This window comes from Streptomyces sp. CB02414 (assembly GCF_001905385.1).
Classification (GTDB): Bacteria; Actinomycetota; Actinomycetes; order Streptomycetales; family Streptomycetaceae; genus Streptomyces.
Window position 1 is genome coordinate 372870 of record NZ_LIPF01000010.1, and the last position, 13887, is coordinate 386756.

Here is a 13887-nt window from a genome sequence, read left to right on the forward strand (position 1 = left end):
CGCCCATTGGTCTCGAAACGCGGACACGGGCGCCGTCGTCGTCGACGGCGCCCGTGTCCGGACGTGTCCCGGCGGGCGGGAGGCGGGCGAGATCAGGCCACGCCGGCGTTGAGGAAGATGCCGCCGTCGACCACGAGGGTCTGGCCGGTGACCCAGGCGGACTGCTCCGAGGTGAGGAAGGCGGCGGCGCCGCCGATGTCGGAGGGCACGCCGAGCCGGCCCAGCGGGTAGCCCGCCGCGGCCTCCTCCTCGCGGCCCTCGTACAGGGCGGCGGCGAACTTGGTCTTCACGACCGCCGGGGCGATCGCGTTGACCCGCACCCCCGGCGCGAACTCGTGCGCCAGCTGTGCCGTGAGGTTGATCAGCGCGGCCTTGCTGACGCCGTAGGCGGCGATGAAGGGCGAGGGCGACAGGCCCGCGACGGAGGCGATGTTGACGATCGCGCCGCCGTTGTCCTTTTGCCAGGCGTGCCAGGTGCGCTGGGCGAAGCCGAGCGCCGAGATCACGTTGGTCTCGAAGACCTTGCGCGCGACGTTCAGGTCGAGGTCGGCGATCGGCCCGAAGACCGGGTTGGTGCCGGCGTTGTTGACCAGGAAGTCGACGCGGCCGAAGGCCTCCATCGTGCGCTCGACGGCGACGGCCTGGTGGGCCTCGTCGTGCGCCTTGCCGGCGACGCCGATGACCCGGTCGGCGCCGAGCTTGTCGACGGCCTCCTTCAGCGTGTCCTCGTTGCGGCCCGTGATGCAGACGCGGTCGCCGCGTGCGACGAGTGCCTCGGCGACGCCGTAGCCGATGCCGCGGCTGGCGCCGGTGACGAGCGCGACCTTCCCGGAGAGGGCGGGGAGTTCAGTCATGTCAGTGGTCCCTAATCCCGGTGTTCCCTGGTCTCCGCGTGCCCTAGTCGAGCGGTCCGCCGGCGACGTACAGCACCTGGCCGGAGACGAATCCGGCCGCCTCGCCGGTGAAGAAGGCGATGGCGTTGGCGATGTCGTCGGGCTCGCCGACGCGGGCGACCGGGATCTGGGTGGCGGCGGCGGCCTTGAAGTCGTCGAAGCCCATGCCGACGCGGTCGGCGGTGGCCTTGGTCATCTCGGTGGCGATGAAGCCGGGGGCGACGGCGTTGGCGGTGACGCCGAACTTGCCGAGCTCCTTGGCGAGGGTCTTGGTGAAGCCCTGCAGACCGGCCTTGGCGGCGGAGTAGTTGACCTGGCCGCGGTTGCCGAGGGCGGAGGACGAGGACAGGTTGACGATGCGGCCGAAACCGGCGTCCACCATGTGCTTCTGGCAGGCCTTCGACATCAGGAAGGCGCCGCGCAGGTGCACGTTCATGACGGTGTCCCAGTCGGAGACGCTCATCTTGAACAGCAGGTTGTCGCGCAGCACGCCCGCGTTGTTGACGAGGATGGTCGGCGCGCCCAGTTCCTCGGCGATCCGGGCGACGGCCGCCTCGACCTGCGCCTCGTCGGAGACGTCGCAGCCGATCGCGACGGCCTTGCCGCCGGCCGCGGTGATCTTCTCGACGGTGTCCTTGCAGGCGGCCTCGTCGAGGTCGATGACGGCGACGGCGCGGCCTTCGGCGGCCAGTCGTACGGCCGTGGCGGCACCGATGCCACGCGCGGCTCCGGTGACGACGGCGACCCGCTGCTCAGTGGTGGACATTGCTGCTTCTCCTCGTCCTGGGGATGCGGCCCGTGCGGGATTCCACGGTGCCACCTTGGGTGAGCGACCGCTTAGTACCTTCCGCAGACGTGACGCTAGAAGCCCTGGCACCCGGTGTCAACGGGACACCGGTGCGGTGTGATCCATTCCCCGGCGGCCGAACGCGGGACCAGTCGCCGCGCTCGCCCGATCGGCCCAGCGCTGCGGGCCGCCGCGTCGCGGCGCGCCTAGCGTCGGAGCGGAGCCATTCGTGGCCGGAAAGGAGGCGTCCATGCGCCGTCGTACCGGTGCCGCAGGCATAGCCGTCGCGATCGCCGCGATCGTGCCGCTGGCCGACCCCGCACACGCCCAGGACCCGGATTCCTGGACCCTCACCCACCAGAAGGCGGTGCAGACCGTCTCCGACAGCGACCCGGGCGGCACCGACCCGTGGTCGCCCGACGCACTCTCGCCGGACGCGCTCTCGCCCGACGAGCTCTCGCCGGACGCACTCGGCGACGGACCGCCGGGCGACGGAGAGACCGGCGAAGCCGGAGCCGACTCGGGCGGGCCCGGCGACGGCGGTCTCGAGGAGTACCGCCCCGACGGGACGGGGCTGGAGGAGTACCGCCCGGACCAGGGCGGCAACGGTGAGGGCGGATTCGGCCAGGACAGCCCCGAAGAGGGCCGGACCGACCAGGCCGGCACTGGTCACATGGGCATCGAACAGGCCGGGTTCGGCCAGGTGGGCAACGACCAGGCCGGGATCGGCCAGGGCCGGATCGACCAGGCCGGGGTCGGTGCCGCCCGGGAGGCGGACGGCGGCGCGGCCGGTGGGGCACCGCCGCGTCGGGACGCGCCCCCGACCATCTCCGCGACCTCCAAGCCTCGTCCCACCCCCACCACCACCCCCGCCCCGGCCGCGCCGACCACGGCCGTGCCGGGTCCCGCGACCTCGCCGGCCGTCACGCCGACGCTCGGCACCCAGGGCGGACTGGGCGGAGCCTCGGGCACGGGCCCGAGCGGCAGGGACATCGGCATCGGCCTGACCGGCGTGGCGAGCGTGGCGATCGCCGCCGCGTTCGTCCTCAGGCGCCGGCGTCGCGTCTGACCACCCCCGGGCAGGCGGACCGCCTACCGCACCAGCAGTTCGAGGAGCCGTTCCGTCTCGGCCGCCGGATCGCCGGTGAGGCCGGTGTGGACGGGGCCGGGCTGGACGATCGTGGAACGGGGCGCGATCAGCCAGCGGAAACGGCGCCCCGGGTCGTCGCCGGCCGCCTGTCCCGCCGCGTCCCCGCCGGCGCAGACGCCCTCGACGGCACGGAGCGCGGCGCGGACGCCGGGGAGGTCCACGTGCGGGTCGAGGGCCAGCAGCCGGTTCTCGTCGAGGTGGGTGCGGACACCGACGTAGGACCTGGCCCGGCAGTAGACGAGCACTCCGGCGTTGGCGCACTCCCCGCGCTCGACGCGGGGGACGACGCGCAGCAGCGCGTACTCGTAGACGTGGCGGTCGCTCACCGGTCCCCCTCGGTCCTGATGCGCTCGTGGATGGTCGCGGCCCGCTCGATCAGGGGCCGTGCGTAGGCGCGGCGCAGGTCGTCGGGGGACGCGAAACCGGGTTCGTCCAGCAGCCAGACGTCCGGGATCTCAGCGGTGACCTCGGCGAGGAGTTCCTCGGTGACCAGCGGTGCCAGCGCGTCGGCGGCCGAGCGGATGTCCGGGGCGAAGCGGGCGAGGGCGTGGTCCGAGGCGTCGTAGGGCCGGGCGGCGGAGGCCTCGGCGCCGGGCCAGTTGTGGTGCCAGATCATGGTCGCGCCGTGGTCGACCAGCCAGACCTCGCCCTGCCACCGCAGCAGGTTGGGGTTGCGCCAGGACCGGTCGACGTTGTTGACCAGCGCGTCGAACCACACGATCCGGCCGGCTTCCTCGGAGCCGGCCTCGAAGGCGAGCGGGTCGAAGCCGAGGGCACCGGAGAGGAAGTCCATGCCGAGGTTGGTGCCGCCGCTCGACTTGAGCAGTTCCTGCACCTGCTGGTCGGGTTCGCCGAGCCCGAGCACGGGGTCGAGGCCGACCGTCACCAGCCGCGGCACCCGGAAGCCCAGCCGGCGGGCGAGTTCCCCGCAGACCACCTCGGCGACGAGCGTCTTGCGTCCCTGCCCGGCGCCGGTGAACTTCAGGACGTAGGTGTCGAGGTCGTCGGCCTCGATCAGCCCGGGCAGCGAGCCGCCTTCACGCAGGGGGGCGATGTAGCGGGTGGCGGTGACATTTCTCAACATTCCCGAAGCCAACCTGTCTTAGTGGCCTTGCTTTCCATGGCCGCCTCCTGGGGTGCCCATGCCCATACCCATGACCGTTTCCGTCGGACGGAATCGCACGGACGAGGCGCGTGCATAGTAACCGAGTGTGATCGTCGACGCGGAACGCCCCCGTCGGGCGTCCGCCATCACCGCCGCATCACCGCCTGGACACCCCGGCCGCCGGCCCGCCCGACGCCGGGCCAATGAAAATGATTGTCATCATGCTACGGTCGTTCCACACTCAACCATTGACCGGCCCTTTCCCCGGAGTGACCCCGTGCGCGTCCCTGCCCGTCTCCTGCCTCTCCCGGCGGCACTCGCCGCCTCCGCACTGCTCACCGGATGCTTCGCGTCCACGGAGGCCACCGGCGCCGACGCGGGCGAGCGCGTCCGCGTCGCGATGATGCAACCGCCTCGTTCGGGCCTGTCCCCGCTCTCCGACGACGCCTTCAAGCTGTCGCGTTGGTCGACGGCGGAGACGCTCGTGAAGCTGGACGCGGACGGCAACGCCGAGCCCGCGCTCGCCACCGGGTGGAATCAGTCCGGCCGGAGCTGGACCTTCACCCTCCGCGAGGGCGTCACCTTCCACGACGGCACGGACCTGACCGCCGAGGCCGTGGTCCGCTCCCTCACCCGGGCCGCGGGCGCCTCCCCCAAGCCCCGCATCCTCGACGGCGTCGAGCTGACCGTGAAGGCCGGGGACGCCGGCACCGTGGTCGTCACCACCGCCGAGGAAGACCCCTTGGTCCCGCAGCGGCTCAGCTCCCCGCAGTTGTCGATCCTCGCGGCGAAGGCGTACCGGGGGAAGACGGTGAACCCGGTCGGCGCCGGCACCGGCCCCTTCGAGCTGACCGAGGTCAACGGCACGTCCTCCGCCGCCCTCGACCGCTACGACGACTACTGGGGCGGCACGGCCAAGGCTCCCGGCATCGACGTGACGTTCGTACCGGACGGCACCGCCCGCGCCGCCGCCCTGCGCAGCGGCGAGGCCGACATAGTCGAGGCGGTGCCCGTCTCGCAGGCCGCGCTGCTGGACGAGGAGCTGATCACCGAAGTCCCGATGCCGCGTACCAACACCCTGTACCTCAACACGGAGAAGGGCGCCTTCAAGGACCCCTCGCTGCGGGCCGCGGCCCGGGAGGCCATCGACGCCGAGTCGATCGTGAAGGGCGTGTACGAGGGCAGGGCGGACGTGGCGGAGGGACTGCTCGGGCCCGCGTTGCCGTGGGCGTCCGGCCTGCGCGAGCCGGTGCGGCGCGCGGAGGCGGGCGACCCGGACGGCCGGACCATCACGATCGGCACGTTCACGGACCGGGCGGAACTGCCCGAGGTGGCCGCCGCGCTGCAACAGCAGCTGAAGAAGGCCGGTTTCCAGGTGAAGCTGGAGGTCCGCGAGTACGCCAACATCGAGTCCGACGCCCTGGCAGGCGCGTTCGACGCGTTCATCCTCTCCCGGGCCACCGTGCTCGACTCCGGTGACCCGGCCGCGTACCTCTACAGCGACTTCGCCTCCGACGGTTCCTTCAACATCTCCCAGCTCGCCGACCCGGCCGTGGACAAGGCCCTGCACAAGGCGGGTGCGACGCCGACCGGTGACGCCCGCCGACGGGCGGTCGTCGACGCCGAGGCCGCCGTGCTCGCCACCGACGCGGCCGTGCCGATGCTCCACGAGCGCGTGATCCAGGGTGACGCAGCCGACGTGGTCGGCGCGGCCCACGACCCGCGCGAGCGGGAGCTGGTCACGCTCGACACGCACGTCAAGTGAGGCCGTCCGCAGCGGGGGTGACCCGCGCCGTCTCCCTGCTCGCCGTGCTGGCCGCCGTCGGCCTGCTGCCCTGGCTCTCCGGCCGGGACCCGGCCCTGACCGTGCTGCGCGCCCGGTCCGCCGAACAGGAGCCGACCGAAGAGGCGCTGTCCGCGATCCGCCGGGACCTGGGGCTGGACGCCGGACCGCTCTCCCTGCTCGGCGACTGGGCGGCCGGGCTGGTCCGTGGCGACCTCGGCACCTCGTGGGTGTCGGGGACGGACATCCTGCCGTCGGTCGTCTCCGGACTCCAGGTGTCGCTGGGCCTGATGGCCGCCGCGCTGACCGTGGCGGTGCTGCTGGCCGTGGCGCTGGTGTCCCCCGTACTGGTGCGGGGGCGGGAGTCGGCCGGGGCGTTCGCCGCCATGGCCGCCGCCGTGCCCGAGTTCCTCCTGGCCACCGTGGCGCTGCTGGTGTGCGGAGTGTGGCTGGGGTGGCTGCCGACGTCCGGCTGGCAGGGACCCGAGTACATGGTCCTGCCGGCCCTCGCGCTCGGCGTCCCGGCGGGCGGCCTGCTCGGCCGGCTCGTCGCGGACGCGCTGCCCGCCGTGCTGGACGAACGGTGGGTGGAGCTGTGGCGGAGCGCGGGCGTGAGCCGTACCCGGATCTCGGCCGCCGCGCTGCGCCGGGTACTTCCGCCGCTGGTCCCGCAGTTCGGGATGGTCGCCGTCGGCCTGACGGGCGGCGCGGTCGCGGTGGAGGCCGTGTTCGCGGTGCCCGGCATCGGGCGTACGGCGCTGGGCGCGGCCAAGTCGCAGGACCTGCCGCTGCTCCAGGGTTCGGTCCTCGCCCTGCTCGCCCTGGGTCTGGTCACCGGCGCGCTGGCCGCCCTCGTACGGCGCCGGCTGCTGGGCCCGGCCCTGCGCGACGCCGGGCTCGCGCTGCCCCCGGCCCGTCCGGTCCGGGCACACCCGGCGATCCCGGCCCTCCTCGCCGCCGTACTGCTGACGGCGATCGGCTGGGGCCTGCTGCGCGACCCGTACGCGGTGGACACCACGGCCCGGCTGGCGTCGCCCTCGTGGGCGTACCCGCTGGGCACCGACGGGCTCGGCCGTGACGTACTGGCCCGGCTCGGGCACGGGGCCGCCTCGACGGTCGGCACGGCGGCGGCCGTCTGCCTGCTGAGTCTGCTGGCCGGGCTGGCGCTGGGCTTCCTGCCCGGCGTCGCGGCGGGCGCGGCGGACATCGCCAACGCGCTGCCGCCCGTGATCGTCGGCATCCTGGTCGCGGCGGCGGCCGGTCCCGGCACCGGCGGCGCCGCCCTCGCCGTCGCGCTGATCTCCTGGCCGCCCCTGGCGGCGCACGCTGCGGCGCTGGTGCAGGAGGTGCGGGCGTCGGCGTTCCTGACCGCCCAACGCGCCATCGGTGCACCGCCGCTGTGGATCCTCACCCGGCACGTCCTGCCGTCCGTCGCGGCGCCGGTCGCACGCCACGCCCTGCTGCGACTGCCCGGCATCGCTCTCGCCCTCGCCTCCCTCGGCTTCCTGGGCCTGGGCGCCCAGCCGCCCACTCCCGAGTGGGGGCTCCTCCTCGACGAATCCCGCGCCTACATCGAACGCGCCCCCTGGGCCGCCCTCGCCCCGGCCCTGGCCCTGGCTCTGCTGGCGGGTCTGGCCGTGTCGGGGGCGGCGTACGCGCGGGGCCGAGGAGCCCGGCGCGCCACCGGCCGCCCTGTACGGAAGGAGACCACTCATGTCGTCCGACGCACTGCTGTCGGTGCGTGACCTGCGGGTCGCGTTCGGCCCCGTCGAGGCGGTCCGCGGACTGTCCTTCGACGTACGGGAACGTGAGGTGTTCGCCGTCGTCGGAGAGTCGGGCGCGGGCAAGTCCCTCACCGCCCGGGCGCTGCTCGGCATGGTGCCGCGGGGCGCGACGACCGGCGGCAGCGTGCGGTTGCGGGGCTCCACCGACCTCGCCGCCGAACGCGGGCGCGGGATCACCCTCGTTCCGCAGGACGCCCTGTCCGCCCTCTCCCCCGTCCACCCGGTCGGCGACCAGCTCGCCGCCGCCGTACGGTCGGTCCGGGGCCTGTCCCGTGGCCGGGCGCGCGCCCTTGCCGTGGCGGCGCTGGACCGGGTCGGCATCCCGGACGCCGCGCGCCGGGCGCGGGCCTACCCGCACGAGTACTCGGGCGGCATGCGGCAGCGCGCGGTGATCGCCATGGCGACGGTCAACGAGCCCGACGTCGTCGTCGCCGACGAACCGACCACCGCGCTGGACGAGGAGCGCCGCGAGCAGGTGCTGCGGGTCCTCGCCGAGCAGCGCGAGGCGGTCGGTGCCGCGCTGGTGCTCGTCACCCATGACCTGGAGGTCGTACGGGAACACGCGGACCGCGTTCTGGTGATGTACGCGGGCCGGGCGGCCGAAGTCGGCCCGGCCGGGCGGGTCCTCGGCCGCCCGCGCGCCCCCTACACGGCGGGCCTGCTGGCCTCGCTCCCGCAGGACGGCCCCCGGCGCCGCCGGCTGCCGGCACTCCCGGGCACCCCGCCCGCACCGGACGCCCTCGGGCCGGGCTGCGCCTTCGCACCGCGCTGCCCCCTGGCCACGGCCCCGTGCCGCGACCACGAACCCGAGGCGCGGGCCGTGGACGGACACCTGGTCGCCTGCCATCACGCCGATGACCTGTCCGACCCTCTCGGGGAGTTCGTGTGAACAGCCCTCTTCTGGACGTACGCGACCTCGTCGTCCGCTACGGCTCGGTGACCGCCGTGGACCGTCTCTCGTTCACGCTGGACGCCGGTGAGACCCTCGCCCTCGACGGCCCTTCGGGCTGCGGAAAGTCCTCCACGGCGTTCGCGGTGCTCCAACTGCGCCGGCCCGATGGCGGGGAGGTCCGTTTCGAGGGCCGGGAGCTGACGACGCTGACGGAACGGGAACTGCGCCCGCTGCGCCCGCGCATGCAGCCCGTCTTCCAGGACCCGTACGGCTCCCTGAGCCCCCGCCACCGCATCCGCGACGCGGTGGCCGAGCCGCTCAAGGTCCAGGGCACCTGGGACCGGGTCGCCGGTCCCGCCCGCGTGGCCGAACTGCTCGACCGGGTCGGCCTCGACCCCTCGTACGGGGACCGGCGCCCGCACGAACTCTCCGGTGGCCAGTGCCAGCGGGCCGGGATCGCCCGCGCCCTGGCGTCCCGACCGCGACTGCTCGTCCTCGACGAGCCGGTGTCGGCGCTCGACGCCTCCGTGCGGGCCGGCGTGCTGAACCTGCTCTCCGACCTGCAGGACGACCTGGGCCTTGCCTACCTGTTCATCTGCCACGACCGGGCGGTGGTACGGCACTTCACGGACCGGGTGGTCGAGATGCGGGACGGACGCGCCGTCCACGCCTGACGTCCGCCAGGAGAACCACGCCGGGCGCGGCGCCCACGCCCGTGCACGCCGTTCAGCGCAGCTTCACGGACCCGCCGTCGGTCATCACCGTCCGCCCGGTCAGGTACCTCGCGTCGTCGCTCGCGAGGAAGGCGACGATGGGGGCGACGTCCCCATCGGGGTCGCCGAAACGGCCCAGCGGCACTCGGGTTCGACCACGGCTTCGAGCAGTTGGAGGGACGTGCGTGGGTCCGCTCCGGCGGGACGGACACCCGTCCGCCGGACGACGGCACGTCGCGGTGAGCGCGAGCGTCGCCGGTGCCGGGCAGGCTTGACCGGACCGTGGGCGGGAAGGGCCGACAGCGAAACGACAGCCGTGTTTTACGCCCGTCCGACCGCCGGCGCGACAGCATCTCGGCACGGTCTGAACAGCATGTGTCCCGGGGCCGTACCTCTCGGCAGATCATCACGCGTCCACCCCGGAAGGAACCCCAGCATGACCAGCGCACCGTTCCACCCCGCAGGACCGGCCCGTCGTACCGTCGTGGCGGCGGCCGGAGCGGCGGGGCTCGCCGTCGCGCTGACCGCGTGCTCCGGCTCCGACGACGCCGCGTCGGACGACAGCGGCGCCGCCGCCGCGCCGCCCGCCTCCGAGGGCGCGGGCGGCGAGGACGCCGGAGCCGCGCTGGCGGCCACCGCGGACATCCCCGAGGGCGGCGGGAAGGTCTTCGCCGACCAGAAGGTGGTGGTCACGCAGCCGACGGCGGGCGAGTTCAAGGCGTTCTCCGCCACCTGCACGCACCAGGGGTGCGCCGTGAAGAGCGTGTCCGACGGCGTCATCAACTGCCCCTGCCACAACAGCAACTTCTCGATCACCGACGGCAGCGTGCAGGGCGGTCCGGCGCCCAAACCGCTGCCGGCCGTACAGATCACGGTCAGCGGGGACTCGATCCGGCTGGCCGGATGACCGTCACCCAGCGCCGGGGCCGGAAGATCATGATGACGCCCGGCGAACTGGACGCCTTCCTCACCACCCAGCGCACCTGCCGCGTGGCCACGGCGTCGGCCGACGGCGCCCCGCACGTGAGCACGCTCTGGTTCGTCTGGGACGGCTCCTCCATGTGGCTGTACTCGGTGGTCCGCAGCCGCCGCTGGGCGGACCTGCGGCGCGACCCCAGGGTGGCGATCGTGGTCGACACCGGCGAGGAGTACGACGAGTTGCGGGGCGCGGAGCTGTCCGGCCGGGTGGACTTCGTGGGCGAGGCGCCGCGCACGGGCGAGCTGTGCGCCGAACTCGACTTCCCGGAGACGCTGTTCGCCCGCAAGAACTTCCGTCTGGAGGAGATGCCGCACGACGGCCGACACGCCTGGCTGCGGCTGACGCCCGAGAAGGTCGTCTCCTGGGACTTCCGCAAGCTGGCGTCCCGGTAGGCGCCCCGCGGGGCCCGTCAGCCGAGCCGTCCCGCCGCCGCCCGCAGCGCCTGGACCGCCGCCCGGATCGACGGGCGGCGGTCGGCGTCCGCGCGCCAGACCACATACACGTGCCGGCGCACCCGCTGCCTGAGCGGCACGGTGAGGACTCCCTGAGGCATCGGGTGACGGCCGAGCAGCGGGGCGATGCACACGCCGAGCCCCGCGGCGACCAGGCCGAGCTGGGTGTGGGTCTCGGCGGCGCGGTGGCCGATGATCGGCTCGATGCCCTTGGAGCGCAGCGTGAACATCAGCCACTCGTGGCAGAACTCGCCCTCCCCCCACGTGATCCACTCGTCCTCGGCGAACTCGGCGAGGTCCACCTCGTCCCGGCCCGCGAGCCGGTGGCCGGCGGGCAGGGCCACGTCGGCCGGGTCGTCCAGGAGCGGCGCCTTGACCAGGCCGTCGGGCAGCGGCATCGGCTTGTTGTACCAGTCGAGCACGACGGCCAGGTCCAGGTCACCACGCACCACGCCGCTGACGCCGCGCTCCGGCTCCAGCTCGCAGGAGCGGATGCGCAGCGCGGCGTGCTCGGCGCGCAGGGCGGCCAGGGCTGCGGGGAAGAGTCCGCGGGCGGCCGTCGGGAACGCCGCGATCCGCAGCTCGCCCGCCACCTGCCCGCGCTGCGCCTCCAGGTCGGCCTGGGCCAGCTCGACCTGGGAGAGGATGCGGGCCGCGTGCTCGGCGAGCAGCCGGCCCGCGTCCGTGAGCCGTACACCGCGTCCGTTCTTGGCGAGCAGTCGCTGTCCGGCCTCGCGCTCCAGCTTGGCCATCTGCTGGGAGACGGCGGAGGTGGTGATGTGCAGACCGGCGGCGGCGCCGCTCACCGACCCGTGCCGGGCCAGGGCGTCGAGGGTGCGCAGGCGCTCCAGGTTCAACATATAAGCAATGCTACGAGATATCGGGTGCGAAATCTCGATTGTGCTACGAGGACGACTGCCCCATCGTTGACCGCATGAGCAGCGGTGCTACTTCCTCTCCCGCGGTCCGGCGCGCCTTCGATTGGCGGCTGCGCTTCGGGCTCCTTTCCCTCGTCTGGGGCTTCAGTTTCCTCTTCATGAAGGTGGGGACCGAGGCCTTCGCCCCCTTCCAGGTCACGCTGGGGCGGCTGGTGTCCGGTGCCGCGGTGGTGGCGGTGGCGATGGCGGTGAAGCGGGAGCGGCTGCCGCGAGGGGTGTGGACCTGGGTGCATCTGGCGGTCGCCGGCTTCCTGCTGAACGCGCTGCCGTTCTCCCTGTTCGCGTTCTCGGAGCTCACCATTCCGTCGTCCCTGGCGGGCATCTGCAACGCGACCTCGCCACTGTGGGGCATGGCCCTGTCGCTGGTCGCCCTGTCGGAGGACCGGCCGACCCGGCGCCGGGTGGCGGGCCTCGGCATCGGCTTCCTCGGCGTCCTGACGGTGCTGGGGGTCTGGCAGGGCTTCCACGGCCTGGACGTCACGGGCACCGCGCTGGCGCTGCTGGCCTCGCTCAGCTATCCGGTCGGCTGGATCTACGTCCGCCGCACGCTGGCCGGCTCCAGCCACTCCCACCTCTCGCTGACCGGCGCCCAGCTGGGTCTGGCCACGCTGCAACTGGCCGTCGTGACACCGCTGTTCACCTCCATGCCCACCAGCTTCCCGGTCGTGCCGCTGCTGGCGGTCGCGGCGCTCGGCACCCTCGGCACCGGGCTCGCCTTCCTGATCCAGTACGACCTGGTCGCCGAGGTCGGCCCGACGACGGCCCAGATGGTCACGTACTTCACGCCCGTCATCGCCACGGCCGCGGGTGTCGTGCTCCTCGGCGAGTCCCTGTCCTGGTCGACGCCGGTCGGCGCGGTGATCGTCCTGGCGGGCGCAGCCCTGACCCAGGCACGGCCGAGGAAGGCCGCGGACACCGGTGAAGGGCCGACGGAGTCCGCGGCCACCGGTGAGCGGGCCGGGCGGACGCGAGAACGCCAAGGGGCGTCGGCTGCCTGAGCGGCGGCAGACGGCGGTACCGGCGGGCCAGGACGGCGGCCGGCCCCGGACGGAACGAGCGACCGCCCGCCTCAGACCTGGCTGCGCAGCCACCCCGGCCCCGGCCCCACCGCCGACGCGACCGCGTCCGCCAGCGGACCGACGTCCCCCTCCCCCAGTGTGGAGACGGTGATGCGGACAGCGGGCGGCGCGCCCATGCGGAAGCGGGCGCCGGGGGCGACGGCCCACCCGGCCTGCAGCAGCCGGGCGACGGCGCCGGTCTCGTCCGGCACCGGGACCCATACGTTCATGCCGCTGCGCCCGTACGCGGTGATCCCCCGGTCGGCGAGCGCACCGAGCAGCGCCTCCCTGCGCCGTCCGTACGCCGCCGCCACGGCCGGTGTGTCCACCGAGCCGTCCGCCCACAGCCGGGCCACGGCACGCTGGGTGACGCGGCTGACCCAGCCGGGGCCCAGCCGCTGCCGGCCGCGCACCCGGTCCAGCGTGACGGTGTCCCCGGTGAGCACGGCGAGGCGCAGATCGGGTCCGTAGGCCTTGGCGGCGGAGCGGACGAAGGCCCAGTGGCGCGTCGTACCGGCGAGGGGGTGCAGGGGCAGGTCGACGATGCGGTGGCCGTGGTCGTCCTCGATCAGCAGTGTCTCCGGGTGCTGACGCAGTACGGCACGCAGGTCCCGCGCGCGTGCGGCGCTCAGCGCGGCGCCCGTCGGGTTCTGCGCGCGGTCCGTGACGACCAGGGCGCGCGCGCCGGCCGCCAGGACGCGGCGCACGTCGCCGGTCAGCGGCCCCTCGTCGTCGACGCCGACGGCGACCGTGCGCAGGCCGAGCGCCGGGACCAGGTCGAGGAGGCTGCCCCAGCCCGGGTCCTCGACGGCGACGGCGTCGCCCGGCCTGAGGTGGGTCGCCAGGACCCGCTCCATGGCGTCCAGCGATCCGGACGTGACGGCCACGGGCCCGTCCGGCACCCCGTCGGCGTCGAGTTCGGCACGCGCGAGGCGCACCAGGTCCGCCTCCACGGGCGAGCTTCCGTACAGCACCGGCTCCCGGTCGCCCTGCGCCGCCGCCGCGGCGAACGCCGGGCCCAGCGCGGGCAGCAGCGCCGGGTCCGGGTTGCCTTCGGAGACGTCCCGCACGCCCTGCGGCACATCGACCCGGATGAACTCGCGTCCGGTGGTGGCCGGCTTCGCGCGCACCCTGCTGCCCCGGCGCCCGGCCGTCTCGATTACCCCGCGCTCGCGCAGGGTGCGGTAGGCGGCGGCGACGGTGTTCGGGTTCACGCCCAGGCGCTCGGCCAACTCCCGCATCGGCGGCAGCGATTGCCCCGGCTCCAGCTCCCCGGAGGCCACCGCGCGCTCGACACTCGCGGAAATCTCCGCTGCGCCCCGTCCAGTGATCCGATACTCTCCTAGCACAAAG

Annotated in this window: 15 protein-coding genes; 8 read left to right on the top strand and 7 right to left on the bottom strand. The window is 74.0% G+C overall.

Features of this window, described 5'->3' with window-relative positions; all coding sequences use genetic code 11:
• Positions 1-92 precede the first annotated feature (92 nt).
• Positions 93-854 carry an SDR family oxidoreductase gene (locus AMK11_RS31035; protein ID WP_073731427.1) on the bottom strand — a complete coding sequence of 254 codons (762 nt, stop codon included), beginning with the start codon at positions 852-854 and terminating at the stop codon, positions 93-95.
• Positions 855-897: 43 nt separating this feature from the next.
• Entirely contained in the window at positions 898-1659 is a 762-nt protein-coding gene (gene fabG / locus AMK11_RS31040) for a 3-oxoacyl-ACP reductase FabG (RefSeq protein ID WP_073731428.1), read from the bottom strand.
• Between the two features lie 271 nt (positions 1660-1930).
• Here fabG and AMK11_RS31045 point away from each other — a divergent pair, with 271 nt between their 5' ends.
• Complete coding sequence (locus AMK11_RS31045) at positions 1931-2749, top strand: hypothetical protein (protein ID WP_073731429.1); 819 nt, start codon at positions 1931-1933, stop codon at positions 2747-2749.
• Positions 2750-2772: 23 nt separating this feature from the next.
• On the opposite strand, the gene AMK11_RS31050 is transcribed toward AMK11_RS31045, so the two are convergent.
• Together AMK11_RS31050 and AMK11_RS31055 are read right to left on the bottom strand one after the other, a co-directional pair.
• Positions 2773-3156 carry a DUF3037 domain-containing protein gene (locus AMK11_RS31050; RefSeq protein WP_073731430.1) on the bottom strand — a complete coding sequence of 128 codons (384 nt, stop codon included), beginning with the start codon at positions 3154-3156 and terminating at the stop codon, positions 2773-2775.
• Entirely contained in the window at positions 3153-3914 is a 762-nt protein-coding gene (locus AMK11_RS31055; RefSeq protein ID WP_073731431.1) for a HipA family kinase, read from the bottom strand. Before AMK11_RS31055 ends, AMK11_RS31050 begins: the two co-directional genes overlap by 4 nt.
• A gap of 298 nt (positions 3915-4212) precedes the next feature.
• Between AMK11_RS31055 and AMK11_RS31060 the strand changes: the two genes are divergently transcribed.
• The 4 genes from AMK11_RS31060 to AMK11_RS31075 are packed head-to-tail and all read left to right on the top strand — an operon-like array spanning position 4213 to position 9068.
• Positions 4213-5700, top strand: a complete 1488-nt coding sequence (locus AMK11_RS31060; RefSeq protein WP_073731432.1) for an ABC transporter substrate-binding protein — start codon at positions 4213-4215, stop codon at positions 5698-5700.
• On the top strand, positions 5697-7463 hold the full coding sequence (locus AMK11_RS31065) for an ABC transporter permease subunit (RefSeq protein ID WP_073731433.1): 1767 nt from the start codon (positions 5697-5699) through the stop codon (positions 7461-7463). The genes AMK11_RS31060 and AMK11_RS31065 overlap by 4 nt, the downstream gene beginning before the upstream one ends.
• A complete protein-coding gene (locus AMK11_RS31070; RefSeq protein WP_073731434.1) occupies positions 7432-8391 on the top strand; it encodes an ABC transporter ATP-binding protein in 960 nt (319 codons plus the stop codon). The genes AMK11_RS31065 and AMK11_RS31070 overlap by 32 nt, the downstream gene beginning before the upstream one ends.
• Positions 8388-9068, top strand: a complete 681-nt coding sequence (locus tag AMK11_RS31075) for an ATP-binding cassette domain-containing protein (RefSeq protein ID WP_073731435.1) — start codon at positions 8388-8390, stop codon at positions 9066-9068. The genes AMK11_RS31070 and AMK11_RS31075 overlap by 4 nt, the downstream gene beginning before the upstream one ends.
• Positions 9069-9120: 52 nt before the next feature.
• Here AMK11_RS31075 and AMK11_RS39025 read toward each other — a convergent pair whose 3' ends face one another.
• Positions 9121-9468: an SDR family oxidoreductase gene (locus tag AMK11_RS39025; protein ID WP_079187800.1), complete on the bottom strand. Its 348-nt coding sequence runs from the start codon at positions 9466-9468 to the stop codon at positions 9121-9123.
• 75 nt (positions 9469-9543) lie between these two features.
• Between AMK11_RS39025 and AMK11_RS31085 the strand changes: the two genes are divergently transcribed.
• Both AMK11_RS31085 and AMK11_RS31090 read left to right on the top strand, forming a co-directional pair.
• Entirely contained in the window at positions 9544-10014 is a 471-nt protein-coding gene (locus tag AMK11_RS31085) for a Rieske (2Fe-2S) protein (RefSeq protein ID WP_073731436.1), read from the top strand.
• A complete protein-coding gene (locus AMK11_RS31090; protein ID WP_073731437.1) occupies positions 10011-10478 on the top strand; it encodes a pyridoxamine 5'-phosphate oxidase family protein in 468 nt (155 codons plus the stop codon). The genes AMK11_RS31085 and AMK11_RS31090 overlap by 4 nt, the downstream gene beginning before the upstream one ends.
• Before the next feature lie 17 nt (positions 10479-10495).
• On the opposite strand, the gene AMK11_RS31095 is transcribed toward AMK11_RS31090, so the two are convergent.
• The gene (locus tag AMK11_RS31095; protein WP_073731438.1) at positions 10496-11398 is read right to left on the bottom strand and encodes a LysR family transcriptional regulator; all 903 of its coding nucleotides are present in this window, start codon (positions 11396-11398) and stop codon (positions 10496-10498) included.
• Between the two features lie 74 nt (positions 11399-11472).
• Here AMK11_RS31095 and AMK11_RS31100 point away from each other — a divergent pair, with 74 nt between their 5' ends.
• The gene (locus tag AMK11_RS31100) at positions 11473-12474 is read left to right on the top strand and encodes a DMT family transporter (protein WP_073731439.1); all 1002 of its coding nucleotides are present in this window, start codon (positions 11473-11475) and stop codon (positions 12472-12474) included.
• A 71-nt stretch (positions 12475-12545) separates the two neighbouring features.
• Here AMK11_RS31100 and AMK11_RS31105 read toward each other — a convergent pair whose 3' ends face one another.
• On the bottom strand, positions 12546-13883 hold the full coding sequence (locus AMK11_RS31105) for an aminotransferase class I/II-fold pyridoxal phosphate-dependent enzyme (RefSeq protein WP_073731440.1): 1338 nt from the start codon (positions 13881-13883) through the stop codon (positions 12546-12548).
• Positions 13884-13887 lie beyond the last annotated feature (4 nt).

Bases quoted from the DNA above. Each gene is read 5' to 3' on its own strand.
- AMK11_RS31085 (WP_073731436.1), top strand. From the start codon at position 9,544: ATGACCAGCGCACCGTTCCACCCCGCAGGACCGGCCCGTCGTACCGTC.
- AMK11_RS31070 (WP_073731434.1), top strand. From the start codon at position 7,432: ATGTCGTCCGACGCACTGCTGTCGGTGCGTGACCTGCGGGTCGCGTTC.
- AMK11_RS31100 (WP_073731439.1), top strand. From the start codon at position 11,473: ATGAGCAGCGGTGCTACTTCCTCTCCCGCGGTCCGGCGCGCCTTCGAT.
- AMK11_RS31095 (WP_073731438.1), bottom strand. From the start codon at position 11,398: ATGTTGAACCTGGAGCGCCTGCGCACCCTCGACGCCCTGGCCCGGCAC.
- fabG (WP_073731428.1), bottom strand. From the start codon at position 1,659: ATGTCCACCACTGAGCAGCGGGTCGCCGTCGTCACCGGAGCCGCGCGT.
- AMK11_RS31045 (WP_073731429.1), top strand. From the start codon at position 1,931: ATGCGCCGTCGTACCGGTGCCGCAGGCATAGCCGTCGCGATCGCCGCG.
- AMK11_RS31090 (WP_073731437.1), top strand. From the start codon at position 10,011: ATGACCGTCACCCAGCGCCGGGGCCGGAAGATCATGATGACGCCCGGC.
- AMK11_RS31035 (WP_073731427.1), bottom strand. From the start codon at position 854: ATGACTGAACTCCCCGCCCTCTCCGGGAAGGTCGCGCTCGTCACCGGC.
- AMK11_RS31055 (WP_073731431.1), bottom strand. From the start codon at position 3,914: ATGTTGAGAAATGTCACCGCCACCCGCTACATCGCCCCCCTGCGTGAA.